Source organism: Staphylococcus sp. GDX8P80P (assembly GCF_017893095.1).
In the GTDB taxonomy this organism is placed as follows: Bacteria; Bacillota; Bacilli; order Staphylococcales; family Staphylococcaceae; genus Staphylococcus; species Staphylococcus borealis.
Genome location: NZ_JAESMI010000240.1, coordinates 1 through 235 on the forward strand (window position 1 = coordinate 1; position 235 = coordinate 235).

1 pseudogene is annotated in these 235 nt (G+C 26.8%); it reads left to right on the forward strand.

What is annotated here, in order from left to right:
• Positions 1 to 200: pseudogene (locus KA858_RS12620) on the forward strand (chromate transporter); the annotation flags it as partial.
• Positions 201 to 235: the final 35 nt, after the last annotated feature.

Consider the following 235-nt stretch of genomic DNA (forward strand, 5'->3'; position numbering starts at 1 on the left):
AAGGCTTTTTAAAAGGTATAAGTTCGGGCGTAGTCGGCATTCTTATTGCTGCTTTTTATAATCCTATTTGGACGTCAACGATTAATTCAGAATTAGATTTTGCTTTAGGTAGTCTATTGTTTGTATTATTAATGTATTTTAAATTTCCCTCTTGGTCTATCGTTTTAATAGGTATTATTTTAGGTGTTCTATTTTATTAATCTAAATTAAATAAAATAATTTAGAAGTACAGTAT